The organism is Enterococcus sp. E5-162 (assembly GCF_035725965.1).
Classification (GTDB): Bacteria; Bacillota; Bacilli; order Lactobacillales; family Enterococcaceae; genus Enterococcus_B; species Enterococcus_B lactis.
Genome location: NZ_JAPRFV010000039.1, coordinates 1 through 800 on the forward strand (window position 1 = coordinate 1; position 800 = coordinate 800).

Here is an 800-nt window from a genome sequence, read left to right on the forward strand (position 1 = left end):
GCATGAAGCCGGAATCGCTAGTAATCGCGGATCAGCACGCCGCGGTGAATACGTTCCCGGGCCTTGTACACACCGCCCGTCACACCACGAGAGTTTGTAACACCCGAAGTCGGTGAGGTAACCTTTTGGAGCCAGCCGCCTAAGGTGGGATAGATGATTGGGGTGAAGTCGTAACAAGGTAGCCGTATCGGAAGGTGCGGCTGGATCACCTCCTTTCTAAGGAATATTACGGAGACTACACAATTTGTTTTTACTTTGTTCAGTTTTGAGAGGTTTACTCTCAATTTAAAACGGGGCCTTAGCTCAGCTGGGAGAGCGCCTGCTTTGCACGCAGGAGGTCAGCGGTTCGATCCCGCTAGGCTCCATTAACAACATTAGTTGTTAAATTTGTTCATTGAAAACTGGATATTTGAAGTAAATGTAAGTAATACAAACCGAGAACACCGCGTTGAATGAGTTTTTTAATAAGTTCAATTGCTTATTTTCTTGATCTAACTTCTATCGCTAGAAGAAGGATCAAAACCCAACCGAAAGGTTGATAAGGTTAAGTGAATAAGGGCGCACGGTGGATGCCTTGGCACTAGGAGCCGATGAAGGACGGGACTAACACCGATATGCTTTGGGGAGCTGTACGTAAGCTATGATCCAGAGATTTCCGAATGGGGGAACCCAGCATCTTTAATAGGATGTTACGATTGTGTGAATACATAGCACATTCGAGGTAGACGCAGAGAACTGAAACATCTAAGTACCTGCAGGAAGAGAAAGAAAATTCGATTCCCTGAGTAGCGGCGAGCGAA

General features: G+C 46.4%; 1 tRNA gene and 2 rRNA genes. All 3 read left to right on the forward strand.

Going from position 1 to position 800, the window contains the following annotated elements:
• A 16S ribosomal RNA gene (locus tag OZZ83_RS14655) occupies positions 1 to 216 on the forward strand; the annotation flags it as partial.
• A gap of 76 nt (positions 217 to 292) precedes the next feature.
• Positions 293 to 365 (forward strand) — tRNA-Ala (locus tag OZZ83_RS14660).
• Between the two features lie 177 nt (positions 366 to 542).
• A 23S ribosomal RNA gene (locus OZZ83_RS14665) occupies positions 543 to 800 on the forward strand; the annotation flags it as partial.